General features: G+C 66.8%; 17 protein-coding genes and 1 tRNA gene. 3 read left to right on the top strand and 15 right to left on the bottom strand.

The genetic code is table 11. The features are described from left to right. Both ACZ5TO_RS05485 and ACZ5TO_RS05480 read left to right on the top strand, forming a co-directional pair. Positions 1–1,239, top strand: coding sequence for an O-antigen ligase family protein (locus tag ACZ5TO_RS05485; protein ID WP_464800339.1), 1,239 nt, complete (start codon positions 1–3; stop codon positions 1,237–1,239). After that, positions 1,236–2,390 (top strand): glycosyltransferase, encoded by a 1,155-nt coding sequence (locus ACZ5TO_RS05480; protein WP_464799836.1) that lies wholly within the window; start codon positions 1,236–1,238, stop codon positions 2,388–2,390. Before ACZ5TO_RS05485 ends, ACZ5TO_RS05480 begins: the two co-directional genes overlap by 4 nt. A 52-nt stretch (positions 2,391–2,442) precedes the next feature. Here ACZ5TO_RS05480 and ACZ5TO_RS05475 read toward each other — a convergent pair whose 3' ends face one another. The 8 genes from ACZ5TO_RS05475 to ACZ5TO_RS05440 all read right to left on the bottom strand — a co-directional run bounded on the left by ACZ5TO_RS05475 (position 2,443) and on the right by ACZ5TO_RS05440 (position 7,359). Beyond that, positions 2,443–2,694 (bottom strand): GlsB/YeaQ/YmgE family stress response membrane protein, encoded by a 252-nt coding sequence (locus ACZ5TO_RS05475; protein WP_184144580.1) that lies wholly within the window; start codon positions 2,692–2,694, stop codon positions 2,443–2,445. 116 nt (positions 2,695–2,810) lie between these two features. Then, a tRNA-Pro gene (locus tag ACZ5TO_RS05470) sits at positions 2,811–2,887 on the bottom strand. Between the two features lie 103 nt (positions 2,888–2,990). Beyond that, on the bottom strand, positions 2,991–3,521 hold the full coding sequence (locus ACZ5TO_RS05465) for a MerR family transcriptional regulator (RefSeq protein ID WP_184144581.1): 531 nt from the start codon (positions 3,519–3,521) through the stop codon (positions 2,991–2,993). A gap of 120 nt (positions 3,522–3,641) precedes the next feature. Next, positions 3,642–3,980: an integration host factor subunit alpha gene (locus ACZ5TO_RS05460; protein ID WP_064329714.1), complete on the bottom strand. Its 339-nt coding sequence runs from the start codon at positions 3,978–3,980 to the stop codon at positions 3,642–3,644. A 100-nt stretch (positions 3,981–4,080) separates the two neighbouring features. Continuing rightward, positions 4,081–5,052 carry a beta-ketoacyl-ACP synthase III gene (locus ACZ5TO_RS05455; protein WP_464799835.1) on the bottom strand — a complete coding sequence of 324 codons (972 nt, stop codon included), beginning with the start codon at positions 5,050–5,052 and terminating at the stop codon, positions 4,081–4,083. A 5-nt stretch (positions 5,053–5,057) separates the two neighbouring features. Continuing rightward, the gene (gene plsX / locus ACZ5TO_RS05450) at positions 5,058–6,113 is read right to left on the bottom strand and encodes a phosphate acyltransferase PlsX (protein ID WP_184144583.1); all 1,056 of its coding nucleotides are present in this window, start codon (positions 6,111–6,113) and stop codon (positions 5,058–5,060) included. A gap of 118 nt (positions 6,114–6,231) precedes the next feature. Further along, positions 6,232–6,786 (bottom strand): YceD family protein, encoded by a 555-nt coding sequence (locus tag ACZ5TO_RS05445; protein WP_464799834.1) that lies wholly within the window; start codon positions 6,784–6,786, stop codon positions 6,232–6,234. Positions 6,787–6,804: 18 nt separating this feature from the next. Next, a complete protein-coding gene (locus ACZ5TO_RS05440; RefSeq protein ID WP_464800338.1) occupies positions 6,805–7,359 on the bottom strand; it encodes a ubiquinol-cytochrome C chaperone family protein in 555 nt (184 codons plus the stop codon). A gap of 128 nt (positions 7,360–7,487) precedes the next feature. Between ACZ5TO_RS05440 and ACZ5TO_RS05435 the strand changes: the two genes are divergently transcribed. Continuing rightward, complete coding sequence (locus tag ACZ5TO_RS05435; protein ID WP_464800337.1) at positions 7,488–7,979, top strand: outer membrane protein assembly factor BamE; 492 nt, start codon at positions 7,488–7,490, stop codon at positions 7,977–7,979. Positions 7,980–8,052: 73 nt separating this feature from the next. Here ACZ5TO_RS05435 and ACZ5TO_RS05430 read toward each other — a convergent pair whose 3' ends face one another. The 7 genes from ACZ5TO_RS05430 to ribD all read right to left on the bottom strand — a co-directional run bounded on the left by ACZ5TO_RS05430 (position 8,053) and on the right by ribD (position 15,841). Continuing rightward, complete coding sequence (locus ACZ5TO_RS05430; protein ID WP_464799833.1) at positions 8,053–10,188, bottom strand: sodium-translocating pyrophosphatase; 2,136 nt, start codon at positions 10,186–10,188, stop codon at positions 8,053–8,055. A 171-nt stretch (positions 10,189–10,359) separates the two neighbouring features. Then, entirely contained in the window at positions 10,360–11,586 is a 1,227-nt protein-coding gene (locus ACZ5TO_RS05425) for an MFS transporter (RefSeq protein ID WP_464799832.1), read from the bottom strand. A gap of 12 nt (positions 11,587–11,598) precedes the next feature. Then, positions 11,599–12,081: a transcription antitermination factor NusB gene (gene nusB, locus ACZ5TO_RS05420; RefSeq protein WP_464799831.1), complete on the bottom strand. Its 483-nt coding sequence runs from the start codon at positions 12,079–12,081 to the stop codon at positions 11,599–11,601. Then, a complete protein-coding gene (ribH, locus tag ACZ5TO_RS05415; protein ID WP_464799830.1) occupies positions 12,078–12,539 on the bottom strand; it encodes a 6,7-dimethyl-8-ribityllumazine synthase in 462 nt (153 codons plus the stop codon). The genes nusB and ribH overlap by 4 nt, the downstream gene beginning before the upstream one ends. 112 nt (positions 12,540–12,651) lie before the next feature. Next, the gene (locus ACZ5TO_RS05410) at positions 12,652–13,788 is read right to left on the bottom strand and encodes a GGDEF domain-containing protein (RefSeq protein WP_464799829.1); all 1,137 of its coding nucleotides are present in this window, start codon (positions 13,786–13,788) and stop codon (positions 12,652–12,654) included. A 131-nt stretch (positions 13,789–13,919) separates the two neighbouring features. After that, positions 13,920–14,537, bottom strand: a complete 618-nt coding sequence (locus ACZ5TO_RS05405) for a riboflavin synthase (protein ID WP_464799828.1) — start codon at positions 14,535–14,537, stop codon at positions 13,920–13,922. After that, entirely contained in the window at positions 14,537–15,841 is a 1,305-nt protein-coding gene (ribD, locus tag ACZ5TO_RS05400; RefSeq protein WP_464799827.1) for a bifunctional diaminohydroxyphosphoribosylaminopyrimidine deaminase/5-amino-6-(5-phosphoribosylamino)uracil reductase RibD, read from the bottom strand. Before ribD ends, ACZ5TO_RS05405 begins: the two co-directional genes overlap by 1 nt.

The raw sequence follows: 15,841 nt of genomic DNA, 5'->3' as shown, positions 1-15,841 counted from the left end.
ATGGCCCTCCCCCACGCCCCGGTGTTCCGGCCGCAGCTTGCGGCCGTTGGCGTTGCCGGCTCGGCGCTGGTGACGGTGGGCGTGTTCCTGTCGGGCTTCGTCATCAGCGAGCCCGCGCCCTACGAAGTCTTCATGGCGGCGCTCATCGGCCTGTGGGCGATCGTCGGCCTGCGCATCTCGCGGGGCGTCGCGCCCCTCCTCATCCTGCTTCTTCTCTTCAATCTCGGCGGCATGCTCTCGCTGACGGTGATGGACGATCTTGCCGACGGGCCGATGTACATCGCCGTCTCGACCTTCCTCGCGCTCTCCTGCGTCTTCTTCGCCGCCATCGTCGAAGCGCGGCCGGCGCGGCTCGACCTCATCTTCCGCGCCTGGGTGGCGAGCGCCCTCATCACCTCCATCCTCGGCATCCTCGGCTATTTCCATGCCTTTCCGGGCTCGGAGGTCTTCACGCTCTACGACCGCGCCAAGGGCGCCTTCCAGGATCCGAACGTCTTCGGCCCCTTCCTCGTCGCGCCCTCGCTCTACCTGGTGCACGGGCTGCTGGCCGGGCGCCTTGCCGGCGCGCCGCTGAAGGTCGCCGGCGTCCTCATCCTGGCGCTCGGCCTCTTCCTCTCCTTCTCGCGCGCGGCCTGGGCGCTCTATCTCTTCTCCGTGATGGCGCTCGTCTTCGTCATGCTTTTGAAGGAGCGCACCGGCGCCTTCCGGCTGAAGATCCTCGTCCTCAGCCTCCTGGCCGCCGTGGTTCTCGTCCTTGCCCTCGTCGTCGCGCTGCAATCGGACAAGGTCTCCGACCTCTTCTCCAACCGCACCCAGCTCGTGCAGGACTATGACGGCGGCCATCTCGGCCGTTTCGAGCGCCACCGCATCGGCTTCCTGATGGCGATGGAAAAGCCGCTCGGCATCGGCCCCATGGTCTTCAGCACCATCTTCCCGGAGGACGAGCACAATATCTGGCTGAAATCGCTGACGACCTACGGCTGGCTCGGTTTCTCCTGCTATTTCGCCCTGATCGTCTGGACGCTTTGCGCCGGCTTCAAGACCCTGTTGCGCAACCGCCCCTGGCAGCCCTACCTGATGATCGCCTATATCTGCGTCGTCGGCCACACCGCCATCGGCTTCGTCATCGACACCGACCACTGGCGGCACGCCTATCTGCAGATCGGCATTGTCTGGGGGTGCGTTGCGCTGGAGCGCCGCTACAGCCGGCAGGCAGCGCCGGCCGCGAGCCCGTCATGACCGAGACGCCCGAACGAACCCAGCGGCCGCTCCGCCTGATGCAGGTGCTGGAGCCGAGCGGCGGCGGCTCGGGCCGCCATTTCATCGACCTGTGCCGGGGCCTGCAGGCGCGCGGCCATGTCGTGCACGCCGTCTATTCGCCGGTGCGCGCGGAGGACCGCTTCGTCGCGGAACTGCGAAGCCTCGATCTTGCCGGCATTCATGTCGTCGCCATGGCGCGCTCGCCCGGCCCTTCGGATTTCGGCGCCTGGCGGGCGCTGCGCGGCCTCATGCGGCAAGCCGGCCCCTTCGACGTCGTCCACGGCCATAGCTCCAAGGCGGGCGCGCTCCTGCGCCTTCATCTTCCCGGCCGGCATGTGCCGCGGGTCTATACGCCGCACGCCTTCCGCACCATGGATCCCGGCCTCGGCAATCTCGGCAGAAAGATCTACGGCTCGATCGAGAAACTGCTCGCGCGCGGCTTCACCGACCGGCTGATCTGCGTGTCGGCAGACGAATACGCCCATGCCCGCGCGCTCGGCGTGCCGCGCCGCAAGCTTTCCATCGTCATCAACGGGGTGGAGACGCCGCCGGACGATTGCCGTGCGGCCGTGCGCGATGCGCTCGGCATTCCGGCCGATGCCCTCACCTTCGGCTTCGTCGGCCGCCTCTGTCACCAGAAGGCGCCGGAGCGCCTCGTTGCCGCCTTCGACCTTGCGGCGCGCAGCCTGCCGGATGCCCATCTGCTGATGGTCGGCTCGGGCGAGGCGGAAGGCGATGTCCGCACGCGGATCGCGGCCTCGGCCCATCCGGAGCGCATCCACCTGACGGCCGGCTTCACCGGCGCGAAGGCCATGGCGGCCATCGACGCGCTTGTCATGCCGAGCCGCTACGAGGCGATGTCCTACGTGATGCTGGAAGCGGCCGCCGCCGGAAAGCCGATGATCCTCACCGATGTCGGCGGCGTCTCGACGGTGCTCAGGCCCGGCGAGAACGGCGAGGTGCTGGAAAACAGCGACGACCCGCAGCCTCTCGCCGATGCGATACTGCGCCTTGCCGAGCCGGACCGCCTCGCCCGCCATGCCGACGCCGCCCGCGCCCGCAGCCGGGACTACGGCCTCGAGCGCATGATCTGCGATACCGAGGCGATCTACCGGAGCCTCGTCGCGTAAAGGCCGCCTCCCCCAAAGGGGAAGCGGCCCGAAACGATCCATGCCGGCGATGCTATCGCCGGATCGCCCGTCCGATCGCGATGAGGATGCAGGCGCCGATGAAGCCGGCCACCAGATAGCCGAGCCAGCCGCCGAGCGAGACGCCGATCAGCCCCAGCAGAATGTTCGCCACCGCTGCGCCGACGATGCCGAGCACGATGTTCATCAGCACGCCCATGTTGCTTTTCATGAACATTTCGGCGAGCCAGCCGGCGATGCCCCCGATGATGATGGCTGCGATCCAGCCGATACCTGCGTCTTCCATTCCCGTCTCCTCACGTTGGGATGCCGCCGCCCCAAATGGCCGGCGGGAGGAAACGCAAAAACCGCCCCAAAGTTCCATGACGGAACCGGGCGGGCATTCGGCGGGTGAAGAGAAAATGGTCGGAATGGCGGGATTCGAACCCACGACCCCTTGACCCCCAGTCAAGTGCGCTACCGGGCTGCGCTACATTCCGGACCGCGCAAACCCCTATAGTCTCGGGCACTTGGATGCAAGCCAAAAAATCGGCGGGCGGGAACAAATACGGTGTTTTCGCCCGCCCCTGGGGATAGTGCCGCCTACCGCACCTGATCGAGCAGGCGCTTGCATTCGAGGAGATCGTAGAGGGCCTCCTGCAGGAGGGCGCGGTCCTCCTTGCCGACGCTCGTCTTGCCGATGGAGATTTCCGGCGCCTCGTCCGTGCCGCCGACGAAGGAGAAGAAGCGGCGGCTGGCGGGCGCCTTGGCGCGGCCGACGATCTGGTCCTCGTCGCTGCCGGCCTTGGGCGGCGGCGGCTCCTCGTGGCTTGCGGCCGCCAGGGCCTCGACGGTCGCAAGGTCGCCGCTCGCGATGGCGGCGACGAACTTGTTGCCGTTGACCTTGAGCAGCTTCTGCACGCCCTTGATCGTATAGCCGTGATCGTAGAGGAGATGGCGGATGCCCTTGAGGAGGTCGACGTCCTCCGGCCGATAGTAGCGCCGGCCGCCGCCGCGCTTCATCGGCTTGATCTGCGTGAAGCGCGTCTCCCAGAACCGCAGCACATGCTGCGGCAGGTCGAGATCGTCTGCGACTTCGCTGATGGTGCGGAACGCGTCCGGACTCTTGTCCATTCTACCCTCGATGAAAAGCCAGCGGCGGCATTCTGACACGAATGCCGCCGAATCGCATTCATTTCAGCGGGTTGCCGAACAATATTCAAGCATCGATTCGCCTTTGGCAGGCCGAAGCGCTCAGGAAGCGGGGGATGCCGGCTTCTGTTTCGCCTTGCGCGCGAGATGGGCCTTCAGCACGCGCTGCTTGAGAACGTTGGAGGCCTTGAAGGTCATGACGCGGCGGGGCGAGATCGGCACTTCCTCGCCGGTCTTGGGATTGCGGCCGATGCGCTCGTTCTTGTCGCGCACCTGGAACGTGGCGAAGGAGGAGAGCTTCACGCTCTCGCCGCGCACGATGGCGTTGCAGATCTCGTCGATCACGGTCTCGACGAGCTCTGCCGATTCGGTCCTGGAAAGGCCGACCTTCCGGAAAACCGATTCGGCCAGATCTGCGCGTGTCACCGTTTTGCCGCTCATCGTTCCTCACCGATTTCTTATTGAAAGCGCATGGTTAAGTGGCGGAAGAGTATTGTCCTTGCCCCCCGTGGTCAAGCGGCGCGACGGGCGCGCCGTTCACCTACCAGCGAAGCAGCACCGCGCCCCAGGTGAAGCCGCCGCCCATGGCCTCCAGGAGGACGAGGTCACCTTCCTTGATCCGGCCGTCGGCAGCCGCCGCGGCAAGCGCCAGCGGAATGGAGGCGGCCGAGGTGTTGCCGTGCTGGTCGACGGTGACGACGACCTTCTCCAGCGGGATGCCGAGCTTCCTGGCGGAGCCGTCGATGATGCGCTTGTTGGCCTGGTGCGGCACCAGCCAGTCGATGTCGTCGGCGGAAAAGCCCGTCGCATCGAAAGCCGAGACGATGACGTCCGTGATCATGCCGACGGCATGCTTGAAGACCTCGCGGCCTTCCATGCGAAGGTGCCCGACGGTGCCGGTGGTGGACGGGCCGCCGTCGACATAGAGCTTTTCGCGGTGCGCGCCGTCGGAGCGCAGCTGCGCCGTCAGCACGCCGCGGTCGGCGGTGGTGCCGCTGCCCTCCTGCCCTTCCAGCACGATGGCGCCGGCGCCGTCGCCGAAGAGCACGCAGGTCGTGCGGTCGGTCCAGTCGAGGATGCGCGAGAAGGTCTCCGCACCGATGACGAGGACGCGTTTTGCAAGGCCGCCGCGGATATAGGCGTCCGCCGTCGTCACCGCATAGACGAAGCCGGAACAGACGGCCTGCACGTCGAAGGCGAAGCCGTGGTGCATGCCGAGGCGGTTCTGGATGTTGACGGCGGTGGCCGGGAAGGTGTTGTCCGGCGTGGAGGTCGCGACGATGATGAGGTCGATGTCGGCCGGCGTCAGCCCGCCCTTGTCGAGCGCGGCGCGCGCGGCGGCCTCGCCGAGCGAGGCGGTCGTCTCGCCCTCGCCGGCGATGTAGCGCTGGCGGATACCAGTGCGCTGCACGATCCACTCGTCGGACGTGTCGACCATGCTTTCCAGCTCGGCATTGGTGAGCACCCGCTTGGGAAGCGCCGTCCCGAAACCGCGGACCACTGAACGAATCATTCTGTCTATACCTCGTCGCTCACGCCCTGCGCGCCTTCGACAGGCCGGCCCGCGTGATACTTCTGCAAATCTCTTTCGATCTTGTCCTTGAGGCCGTTGCGGACCATGTCGTAGCCGACATCCACCGCCGCGGCGAAGCCCTCGGCATCCGTGCCGCCATGGCTCTTGATGACGATGCCGTTGAGGCCGAGGAACACGCCGCCGTTGACCTTGCGCGGATCCATCTTCTCGCGCACCCGGTCGAAGGCGCTCTTGGCGAGCACGTAGCCGAGCTTGGCAAGCCAGGTGCGCGACATGGCCGCGCGCAGGTACTCGGCGATCTGCCGCGCCGTACCCTCCGCCGCCTTCAGCGCAATGTTGCCGGCAAAACCTTCCGTGACCACCACGTCCACCGTGCCGCGACCGATATCGTCGCCCTCGACGAAGCCATAATACTCGATCGTGTCGAAATTGGCCTCGCGGATGAGCTGGCCGGCGGCCTTGACCTCTTCCTGTCCCTTGATCTCCTCGACGCCGACATTGAGCAGGCCCACCGTCGGCCGGTCGATCTCGAAGAGGGCGCGCGCCATGGCGCCGCCCATCAGGGCGAAATCGAAGAGCTGGTTGGCGTCGGCGCCGATGGTCGCACCGATATCGAGCACGATGCTTTCACCCCTGAGGGTCGGCCAGATGCCGGCGATCGCCGGGCGCTCGATGTTCGACATCATGCGCAGGCAGAACTTCGACATGGCCATCAGCGCGCCGGTATTGCCGGCCGAGACGGCGACATCCGCCTCGCCCTTCGCCACCGCCTCGATCGCCAGCCACATGGAGGATTTTCCCCGCCCGCGGCGCAGCGCCTGGCTGGGCTTCTCGTCCATGGCGACGGCGATCTCGCAGTGATGGAAGGTGCTGGCCGCCTTCAGCTTGGGATGCTGCGCCAGAAGCGGCTCGCATTCGGCGGCATTGCCATAAAGCGCAAAGCGGACTTCGGGGTGGCGCTCCAGAGCCTTGGCTGCGCCTGGGATGGCGACCTTCGGGCCGAAATCGCCACCCATGACATCGACGGAAATTCTGACCACGCGTGCTTTGCCTTAATTCTTGTTTCCAACGGCAGAAGAGCCGCCGCGGCGGGGGTTGCGCCAAAATAGCGCTTTTCGCCGGGGGCACAACTGAATTATCGGGCGCCTCAAAGGCCTTTCAGTCTTTTTTCCAGTCCTTGAGAACCGCGAAAGGCGAAGGCTTGCGGTCGTCCGCCTCGGTGCTTTCGATATGGCCGGAAAAGGCGACGTCGGCCCTGCGCGGATAGGGATCGATGGCGAGCGCCGCATGCTCGGCGGCGACCGCGCCGGCATCGATCGTGTCGCCCGTGAAGACTTCCGGCGCGTCCGGGCCGTCCGGGTCGAGCAGCATTTCGCCGGTCTCGTTCGTCACCGCCATGCGCGCGAGCTTCGAGCCTTCCGGCACGAAGACGACCTCGACCGGCTCGTCGATATGGGACGGGACGGGATCGAGCGTCACGACGCAGGCCTGCACGATATCCGCCGTGACGCGGCCCTTGAGGCGCACGCCGTCGCGCTTCCAGCGCCGGATCTCGAAGGTCGCCGAAAGGGCCTTCACCTCCAGCACCGACCAGAGTTCGGCAAGCCCGGCACGCTCGTCCGCATCGGCGCTGATCGTCACCTCGACCGGATTGGCCGAGATGTGCCCCACCTTGACCGGGTAGGAGAACGGCGTGTCGTCGTCTTGTCTCATCTTTCGCCTTCCGCCGCCTCAGGCGGCCTGTTCTGCCGGGCCGGGCGCGATGACGTCGAGCGCGCCGACCGCCACCTCGTCCTCGCCCACCTCGGCCATCGCCTTCTCGGCGGTGAAGAGATAGGCGGCAAGGCCCTCCATCGACGGCGCGCCCTCGCCCGCCTGCGGATGGATATTGCGCCGGAGCGCCCCGGCAAGCGCCTCGCGGTCGCCGCCATCGAGCGCGGCCGCGTAGGATTCCAGCCGGCCGTAGAACATGCCGGCGAACTTCTTCATGCGCTTGGGCACGCCGACATCGCCGACGCCGAGTTCGCGAATCGAGTGGTCCACGTCCTCGAAGAAGGCGTCGATGATCTCCTGGGCGATCTCCTGGCCCGACGTGGCGCTGGCGCGCGTGCGGCGGAAGTAGAGGATCAGCATGGCCGAGAGCATCTCGAAACGGCCCATCACCGTGTCGGGAACATCAAGCGCTTCATAGAGATAGGGGTGGCGCGCCGCCTTTGTAAGCGTCGCGTACTGCTTTTCGACGATGCGCCGGTTGCCGTTTTTTTTGCCGAACAGGCCGAAAATCATCATAAAGCCTAGTTTTGCCCGATTCAAACCATGGAGCCATTGCAAGCCATGTTGCATGACGCTCGAAGCTGGTTTACCGAAGCAGGCACGAATTGCAATGGCTGCGCAGCCATCATCGTCCCGGGGATATTGTGAAGAGAGATGCCGTGAATATGAAGCTGTTGCGTAATGCCGCCGTTGCCGTCACCCTCTCCGCATCCGTGCTCGCAGCCTGCCAGGGCCCCAGCGAAGTGCTCTACCAGGGCTATGTCGTCGACGAGGAAACGCTGGCGCTCGCCCCGGTCGGTTCTTCGCGCGAACAGGTGCTGCTCTCGCTCGGCACGCCGTCCTCGACCGCGACCTTCGACAACGAAGTGTTCTACTACATCTCGCAGAAGCGCAAGCGCCCCGTCGCCTTCATGAAGCCGAAGCTGGTGGAGCAGAGCGTGCTCGCCGTCTATTTCGACAAGGACGGCAACGTGGCGCGGCTCGCCCATTACACGCTGCAGGACGGCAAGGTCTTCGACATGATCTCGCGCGTCACGCCGACGGGCGGCGCCGAAACCACCTTCCTCGGCCAGTTGCTGCGCGGCGGCGCGAACCCCGGCTCGGTCATCAAGAACGTTTTCGGCAACAACTGATCGCCGCCTTCGCAAGAAGACAAAAGGAAACCGCGGGGATCGCTCCCCGCGGTTTTTGTTTGTGCCGTCAGGCTCAGGCGAGAACGGCGAGCAGGAGCAGCGCGACGATGTTGGTGATCTTGATCGCCGGGTTCACAGCCGGGCCTGCCGTGTCCTTGTAGGGGTCGCCGACCGTGTCGCCGGTGACGGAGGCCTTGTGGGCTTCCGAGCCCTTGAGGTGCCGCTGGCCGTCCTTGTCGACGAAGCCGTCCTCGAAGCTCTTCTTCGCATTGTCCCATGCGCCCCCGCCGGAGGTCATGGAGATCGCCACGAAAAGGCCGTTGACGATGACGCCGAGCAGCGATGCGCCGAGCGCGGCGAAGGCCGAGGCCTTGGAGCCGGAGATCAGCAGCACGCCGAAATAGACGACGAGCGGCGCCAGCACCGGCAGCAGCGAGGGCACGACCATTTCCCGGATCGCCGCCTTGGTGAGAAGGTCGACCGCACGGCCGTAGTCCGGCCGCTCCGTTCCGGCCATGATGCCGGGCTTCTCGCGGAACTGCCTGCGCACTTCCTCGACGATCGAGCCCGCCGCACGGCCGACGGACGTCATCGCGATGCCGCCGAAGAGGTACGGGATGAGGCCGCCGAAGATGAGGCCGGCAACGACATAGGGGTTGGAGAGGTCGAACGAGATCGTGCCGATATCCGCGAAATACGGATACTTGTCGCCATTGGCGGCGAAGTAGGCAAGGTCGTTCGAATAGGCGGCGAAGAGCACCAGCGCGCCGAGGCCGGCCGAGCCGATGGCATAGCCCTTGGTGACGGCCTTGGTCGTGTTGCCGACGGCGTCGAGCGCGTCGGTGGACTTGCGCACCTCGGGGTCGAGGCCGGACATCTCTGCGATGCCGCCGGCATTGTCCGTCACCGGGCCGAAGGCGTCGAGCGCCACGATCATGCCGGCAATGCCGAGCATGCCGGTGACGGCGATGCCGGTGCCGAAGAGGCCGGCGAGCTGGTAGGTGGCGATGATGCCGCCGACGATGACGATCGCCGGCAGCGCCGTCGATTCCAGCGAGACGGCGAGGCCCTGGATGACGTTCGTGCCGTGGCCGGTGACGGAGGCCTGGGCGATGGAGTTCACCGGGCGCTTGTTGGTGCCGGTATAGTATTCGGTGATCACCACGATGAGCGCCGTCACCAGGAGGCCGACGAGGCCGCAGATGAAGAGGTGCGTGCCGGTGATCTCCTTGCCGGCGACCGTGCCGACCGTATCCCAGCCGATGGTGAGCGACGTCGCCGCACCGAGGCCGAGGATGGAGAGCACGCCCGTGACGATGAGGCCCTTGTAGAGCGCGCCCATGATCGACCCGTTCGCGCCGAGCTTGACGAAGAACGTGCCGATGATCGAGGTGATGATGCAGGCGCCGCAGATGGCCAGCGGATAGATCATCGCGCTGGCAAGGGTCGGCGTGCCGGCGAAGAAGATGGCCGCGAGAACCATGGTGGCGACGACCGTCACCGCATAGGTCTCGAAGAGGTCGGCCGCCATGCCGGCGCAGTCGCCGACATTGTCGCCCACGTTGTCGGCGATGGTCGCCGGGTTGCGCGGGTCGTCTTCCGGAATGCCGGCCTCCACCTTGCCGACGAGGTCGCCGCCGACGTCCGCGCCCTTGGTGAAGATGCCGCCGCCGAGACGGGCGAAGATGGAGATCAGCGAGGCGCCGAAGCCGAGCGCGACGAGCGCGTCGATGACCTCGCGGGAAGCCGGCTCATGGCCGAGCGGGCCGGTGAGGACCCAGTAGTAGATCGAGACGCCGAGAAGGGCGAGGCCCGCCACCAGCATGCCGGTGATGGCGCCCGACTTGAAGGCGATGTCGAGACCCGAGGACAGGCTGACGGACGCGGCCTGCGCCGTGCGCACGTTGGCGCGGACGGAGACATGCATGCCGATGAAGCCGGCAACGCCCGACAGCACGGCGCCGATCAGGAAGCCGACGGCAGCCGTAGCGGAAAGCAGCAGCCAGGCGCCGACGAAGACGACGACCCCGACGATGGCAATGGTTCTGTACTGGCGGGTGAGATAGGCCTGCGCCCCTTCCCGGATATAACCTGCAATTTCCTGCATGCGGGCATTCCCCTGGTCGGCGGCAAGCACCGACCGCGTCGCCCAGATGGCATAGACCACCGAGAGCAACCCGCATGCGACAACGCCAAACAATATGGTCATTTCGCTCTGTCCTCCTTGGAGGCCGCAGGGTCCTCTCCCCGCAGCCGATACGCGTCCGCTCCCGTTTGCCTCCTCACAAGCCGGGCGCCGGCGCGCGGCCAGAGTGCGATTGCGAATCGGTTGCGTCAAGCCGCTGCACCGCGGCAAGCGCTTCTGGGAAACGGATTTTTTTCAGGCGGCCGCGCGGCGGGAGCGCACAAGCAGCAGAAGGACGAGAACGAGGCTGACGCCGGTGATCGGCCAGAACACCAGGTTGATGGTCTGCCAACCATAGGCGTTGAACACCTTGCCGGAGGAGAAGGAGGCGAGCGCCACGGCGCCGAACAGGATGATGTCGTGGAAGCCCTGCACCTTGTCGGCCTCGTGCGGGCGGTAGCTGGAGGCGACGATGGCGGTGGCGCCGATGAAGCCGAAGTTCCAGCCGATGCCGAGAAGGATGAGCGCGCCCCAGAAATTCCAGAGCGCGATGCCGGCATGGGCGACGGCCGCGCAGCCCATGAGGATGAGGAGACCGGCGGCCACCACCTTTTCGGTGCCGAGGCGCTGGATCAGCATGCCGGTGACGAAGCTGGGGGCGAACATGGCGAGCACATGCCACTGGATGCCGAGCGTCGCCATTTCCGGCGAGAAACCGCAGCCGATGACCATGGCGAGCGGCGCGCCGGTCATCATGAAGGTCATCAGCGCATAGGAGGAGATGCCGCAGAACATGCCCGTCAGGAAGCGCTGCGTCAGCACGATCTCGCGCAGCGGACGGACGGCCTCCCCGCCCGCCATTCCGGCCGCCTTGTGGTCGGGCAGGCGCAGGAAGAGGAAGAGGACGATGGCGGCAAGGGAGAGCGGGGCGAGCGCCACGAAGGCGCCGGCGAAGAGCACCGGCTCGAAGAGGTCCTTGGTAAAGATCACCACCTGGGGCCCGAGCACCGCCGAGATGACGCCGCCGGCAAGGATCCAGGAAATGGCGCGCGGCTTGTAGAAGGAGGGCGAGGCATCGGCGGCGGCGAAGCGGATCTTCTGCGCGAAGCCGCTCGAAACGCCGATCAGCACGAAGCCGGCGGCAAAGAGCCAGAAATCGCTGCGGAAGAGCGCGATGGCGGCGAGCAGTCCGCCCCCTGCCCCGACGAGCGCGCCGACGATGAAGCCATGGGCCCGCCCGAGCATGCGCGCGGCGATGGCGACGAGCACGGCGCCGAGCGCCACGCCGATATTGAAGCCGGTGAGCGGGGCGGTGGCGAGCGACTTGTCCGGCCCGAGCAGGTCGTAGCCGGCAAGGCCGCCGATGGAGAACGCGATGGGACCGGAGGAGCCGAGCAGCGCCTGCGCGAACATCAAAAGGGAGACGTTCCGGCGCGCGGCCGAAAGCTCCCGTTCAAGACCTTCGACCGTTCCCGTGCTCATCGCGCCTACCGTTTACTTGCGGGTGTCGGACCGGACCTGCCTGGCGATGCGGTCGAGCACCGCGTTCACCAGCTTCGGCTCCTCGTCCTCGAAGAACGCCTTGGCGATCTCGACATATTCCGTGACGATCACGGCGACCGGAACGTCCTTGCGCTCGCGCAACTCGAAGGTGCCGGCGCGCAGGATGGCGCGCACGGTGGAATCGAGCCGGGACAGAGCCCAGTCGTCCTGCAGCGCCGAACCGATCATCGGGTCGAGCAGGCGCTGGTCGCGCACGACGCCCGAGACGATCGAGCGGAACCACGAGGGGTCCGCCTTGAGATAGGTGTCGCCGTCGAGTTCCTGGCCGAGACGGTGCGCCTCGTATTCGGCGACGATCTCCAGCACGCCGGTGCCGCCGATATCCATCTGGTAGAGTGCCTGCACGGCGGCAAGGCGCGCCGCGCCGCGCTGGTTGGCCGGCTTGACCGGCTGCTGGTTCTTCTCGTCGGTCACTGTTCGCCGCCCAGTTTCTTCTTCAGCCCGATCATGGTGAGGGCCGCGCGCGCGGCAAAGCCGCCCTTGTCGCCTTCCGAGCGGCGGGCGCGCGCCCAGCCCTGCTCGTCGTTCTCGACCGTCAGGATGCCGTTGCCGATCGGCAGAGCCTCGCTGACGGAGAGGTCCATCAGCGCGCGGCTCGATTCGTTGGCGACGATGTCGAAATGATAGGTCTCCCCGCGGATGACCATGCCGAGCGCGACGAAGCCGTCATACCAGGTGCCGCCGTTTTCCATGCCGTCGAGCGCCATGGAGATGGCGGCCGGGATTTCCAGCGCGCCCATGACGGTCACGATGTCGTAGGTGGCGCCGGCGGCATCGAGCGCGTGCTTGGCGCCGTCGAGCATCGCATCGGCCATGTCGTCGTAGAAGCGGGCTTCCACGATGAGGAGATGGGGATTGTCGGTGTTGGCCATGTGTCACCTGAAAATTGGAGGCGTGCCGCCATCATGGGGGATAAGGCGGCGGTCAAACCACGACGGGCGGGGCTTGGCAAGCCTTTTCCGTTTTACGAGGCCATTTCAGGGCTCAGGCGGCGAGCGAGACGCAGTTGCGGCCGTTGCGTTTCGACAGATAGAGCGCATTGTCGGCATTGCTGAGGAGGCAATCGAAGCTCGCGCCCTCCGCGCTGCCGAAGGCGATGCCGGCGCTGACCGTGCAGGTGATCGACCGGCCTCCGGCGGGAATGAGCTTTGCCGCGAAATCGGCGCGGATGCGCTCGGCGATGCGGTGCGCGCGGTCCGGCAGGGTGCGGTCCAGCACGACGACGAACTCCTCGCCGCCGAGGCGCGCCATGCAGGCCGCATGGCCGCAGGCATCGCGCACGACCCCGGCGAAGACCTTCAGCACCGCATCGCCCGCGGCATGGCCGTAGCGGTCGTTGACGGACTTGAAGGCATCGAGGTCGAAGGCGATGGCCGCCGTCTGGTCGCTCATCGCCTGCTCTCCGTAGCGGTCGAACAGGGCGCGGCGGTTGAGCAGGCCCGTCAGCGCGTCCGTATTGGCGGCGCGCTGGTGGCTGGCGGCGACGCGCCACTGGTTGAGCGCCAGCGACATGGCGCCGATGCCGGTGATGCCGACGATCGCCACGACGAGGTTCAGGGTCTCCGCCCAGTTCTGCGGCGCGTGACCGAGCACCGCCCGTCCGTCATGGATGAGCGCGGCCGCGCAGAGGATGAAGGACAGACCGGTCAGCAGGTAGAGGATGACGATGCCGGTGAGCGGCAGGGGCGCTTCCGCCCGGCCGCGCCAGTATTCCGAGGCCGTCGCGGCAAGCGCGGCGGCGATCAGCAGGTTGAGCAGGATGAAGGCGATGCCGTCATAGCCGGCCGCAAGCCACGGCAGGGCGACGGCCGAGCTTGCCGTGAAGACGAGGAACACGCGCCGGCGCCCGCGCAGGCCGGTGCGGAACCGATAGGCCGCGCCATAGATGAAGGCGAAGCCGAGGAACTGCAGCATGAAGGCAAGGCAGCCGAGGCGGAAGCCGGGGGCCTCGATATAAAGGCTGTAGACGATGACGGCCGGCACGATGCAGCCGATGCCGAGCGACCAGGAGAGCAGGAAGCGCTCCACCCTCGCGGACATCCACGAGGCGAAGAGCGTCGCCGAAAGACAAAAACCGGACAGCCCTATTGCCAGAAGCAGGGTCGTGTAGTCGGGCGTCATGCTGGACGGTCTCCAATCATCGGATGGTGCACCCTAGAGATGGAGAGGTATCGATATCGTTACCATCGACCGGGCCCAGCGGCCCGGTCCTGTGCCGATACGAGGCGTATCACCCGCCTGTCACGCCCGCGTCACGCCTTGGGCGCAGGGAACTCCGCCAGCCGCGCCGCATAGCGCGCCATGGTGTCGACCTCGAAGTTTACGAAGTCGCCCGCCCTGCGCTCGCCCCAGGTGGTGACTTCCAGCGTATGACGGATGAGAAGCACGTCGAAGACCGCGCCGTCGACCGCGTTGACGGTGAGCGACGTGCCGTCGAGCGCGACGGAGCCCTTCGGCGCGACGAAGCGCTCGAAGCCCTCCGGCGCGCGGATGCGGAAGCGCGTGGCGTCGCCCTCGGCTTCCACGGAGAGGATTTCCGCCTTGCCGTCGACATGGCCGGAGACGATGTGGCCGCCGAGCTCGTCGCCGATCTTCAGCGAGCGCTCGAGATTGATCTTCGTGCCCGCCTTCCAGCCGGAAATCGTCGTCAGCCGCAGGGCCTCTTCCCAGGCCTCGACCTCGAACCAGCGGGCGTTCGTGCCCGCCTCCGGCAGCGCCGTGACGGTGAGGCAGGTGCCGGAATGGGCGATGGAGGCGCCCATGTCGATGGTGGCGGGGTCATAATTGGTGCGCACGCGCAGGCGCACGCCCTCGTTCATGGGCTCGACCTTCTCGACCGTTCCGATATCCGTGACAATGCCGGTGAACATCACTCGTCTCTTTCGTATTCTTGAAAAGTATCCGCGCCGTAGCGCGCCGTACGGCGAAGCGCAAAGCCCTGCGGCATCCGCCCGGACACACATGGGGATGCGATCCCGCCCTTGCCAATGGCCTTCGGGCCGGTGAACAGCATTATGCGGTCGACAAGGCCGGCATCGAGGAAGGACCGCGCCGTCCGCGCCCCGCCTTCCACCAGCAGCGAGGAAATACCGCGCGTCGCCAGCGCCGCGAGAAGATCGTCGAGCCGGCGCGGATCGCAGATCAGCACCTCGACGCCCAGGGCTTCGAGCGCAGCGGCACGGGAACGCCAGTCGTCGGGCACGGCGGCCGGGTTACCCCCCTCTGGCCTGCCGGCCATCTCCCCCTCAAGGGGGGAGATCGATGGAGAGATGGTTTCCTTCCCATCGCTCCGCGGTGCGGCAGATTCTTCGTTTTCTGAAGAGGAAAACGATGACTCCCAGCCAATCCCCCCCCTTGAGAGGGAGATGGCCGGCAGGCCAGAGGGGGGTGTTCCGGGCATATCCGCCTCCCCCTCCCGCGCAGCCACCACGATCACCGGCACGTACCGCGCCGACAGGGCCAGCTTCGACGCCGACGGCAATTCCACCCGCGGGTCGAGCACGATGCGCACCGGCGAGCGGCTTTCCAGTCCCGGCAGGCGGCAGGTGAGCTCCGGATCGTCGGCGAGCGCCGTGCCGATGCCGATGAGGATTGCGTCCGTCTCGGCGCGCGCGACATGCACCTGCCCGCGCGAGACGAGGCCGGTAATCGCCACCTGCCCCTCGCCCAGCCGGCCGAGCATGCCGTCGCTCGAAACGGCAAGCTTGAGAGTCACATGCGGCCGCTTCTTCGTCTGGCGCGTCAGGTAGGCGGCAAGCGCCGCGCCGCCTTCCGCCTCCAGCACGCCCGTCTCGACCGCGATGCCGGCATCGCGCAGCATGGAAAGCCCCCTGCCCGCCACGCGCTCGTCCGGATCGGTGACCGAGACGACGACGCGCGCAACGCCGGAGGAAATCAGCGCATCGGCGCAGGGCGGCGTCTTGCCGTGGTGCGAGCAGGGCTCGAGGGTGACATAGGCCGTCGCCCCGCGCGCCGCCTCGCCGGCCATGGCAAGCGCCTGCGTCTCCGCATGCGGCCGGCCGCCCGGCGCGGTGACGGCCGAGCCGACGACCACGCCGTCCCTGACGATCAGGCAGGCGACGGAAGGATTGGTGGCTGTAAGACCGAGATTGCGGCGGCTGAGGCGGATCGCCGCCGCCATGAAGCGCTCGTCGTCCGGCACGACGGCGGGCAT

The sequence above is a fragment of the Shinella sp. Sh6 genome (assembly GCF_055392685.1).
This window is presented reverse-complemented; position numbering and strand designations above follow the sequence as displayed.

What these genes read in the sequence shown, in the direction of transcription:
- ACZ5TO_RS05485 (WP_464800339.1), top strand. Translation starts at nt 1, where the DNA reads ATGGCCCTCCCCCACGCCCCGGTGTTCCGGCCGCAGCTTGCGGCCGTT.
- ACZ5TO_RS05480 (WP_464799836.1), top strand. Translation starts at nt 1,236, where the DNA reads ATGACCGAGACGCCCGAACGAACCCAGCGGCCGCTCCGCCTGATGCAG.
- ribD (WP_464799827.1), bottom strand. Translation starts at nt 15,841, where the DNA reads ATGCCCGCCGTCGTGCCGGACGACGAGCGCTTCATGGCGGCGGCGATC.
- ACZ5TO_RS05425 (WP_464799832.1), bottom strand. Translation starts at nt 11,586, where the DNA reads ATGAGCACGGGAACGGTCGAAGGTCTTGAACGGGAGCTTTCGGCCGCG.
- ACZ5TO_RS05405 (WP_464799828.1), bottom strand. Translation starts at nt 14,537, where the DNA reads ATGTTCACCGGCATTGTCACGGATATCGGAACGGTCGAGAAGGTCGAG.
- ACZ5TO_RS05440 (WP_464800338.1), bottom strand. Translation starts at nt 7,359, where the DNA reads ATGATTTTCGGCCTGTTCGGCAAAAAAAACGGCAACCGGCGCATCGTC.
- ACZ5TO_RS05445 (WP_464799834.1), bottom strand. Translation starts at nt 6,786, where the DNA reads ATGAGACAAGACGACGACACGCCGTTCTCCTACCCGGTCAAGGTGGGG.
- ACZ5TO_RS05465 (WP_184144581.1), bottom strand. Translation starts at nt 3,521, where the DNA reads ATGGACAAGAGTCCGGACGCGTTCCGCACCATCAGCGAAGTCGCAGAC.
- ribH (WP_464799830.1), bottom strand. Translation starts at nt 12,539, where the DNA reads ATGGCCAACACCGACAATCCCCATCTCCTCATCGTGGAAGCCCGCTTC.
- ACZ5TO_RS05430 (WP_464799833.1), bottom strand. Translation starts at nt 10,188, where the DNA reads ATGACCATATTGTTTGGCGTTGTCGCATGCGGGTTGCTCTCGGTGGTC.
- ACZ5TO_RS05475 (WP_184144580.1), bottom strand. Translation starts at nt 2,694, where the DNA reads ATGGAAGACGCAGGTATCGGCTGGATCGCAGCCATCATCATCGGGGGC.
- ACZ5TO_RS05460 (WP_064329714.1), bottom strand. Translation starts at nt 3,980, where the DNA reads ATGAGCGGCAAAACGGTGACACGCGCAGATCTGGCCGAATCGGTTTTC.
- ACZ5TO_RS05410 (WP_464799829.1), bottom strand. Translation starts at nt 13,788, where the DNA reads ATGACGCCCGACTACACGACCCTGCTTCTGGCAATAGGGCTGTCCGGT.
- ACZ5TO_RS05455 (WP_464799835.1), bottom strand. Translation starts at nt 5,052, where the DNA reads ATGATTCGTTCAGTGGTCCGCGGTTTCGGGACGGCGCTTCCCAAGCGG.